This window comes from Vibrio sp. OPT46 (assembly GCF_015163535.1).
Lineage (GTDB): Bacteria > Pseudomonadota > Gammaproteobacteria > Enterobacterales > Vibrionaceae > Vibrio > Vibrio alginolyticus.
This window is the reverse complement of sequence record NZ_JADDYG010000606.1, coordinates 1-429: the sequence shown is the minus strand read 5'-3', so window position 1 is coordinate 429 and position 429 is coordinate 1. Positions and strand designations below refer to the sequence as shown.

General features: G+C 43.4%; 1 pseudogene. It reads right to left on the bottom strand.

Annotated features, from left to right (window positions below):
• Window positions 1-429: pseudogene (locus IQR33_RS23800) on the bottom strand ((Fe-S)-binding protein); the annotation flags it as partial.

The following is a 429-nucleotide window of genomic DNA, read 5'->3' as shown; positions in this document are numbered from 1 at the left end:
TCAGTCGATTCACCAGCCATTCATGAACCGTATAGACGGTAAATTCGCCTCGCTTCTCTTTTAGAGCCTGATGGTACTCATCACGATAACAAAGAACTAAGGCCGCATCGACACCGATCATAGGAATTTCAAGTTCAGCAACTTGGTTGAGAAAATCCGAAGTGTTTTGTGCATTTCTGGCGAATTTCTTAAGGAAACCTTTTACATGTTGAGCTTTCCCATTAGGTTTGAAAGGCAGAACAACAGGGTGTTTCCCTAACCGCTGCAATAACTGAATAAAATCCGCAACCAACTCGGCTTCATAAAAGCTGGTAAATGGATCTTGAACAATCAAGACGTAATTTTGCTTCACTTCTGGGGAAAGCGATTCTAGATACGCAAAGTCAAACGGGCTCACGCCAAGTGCCTGACATCGACTTTGCAACGTAG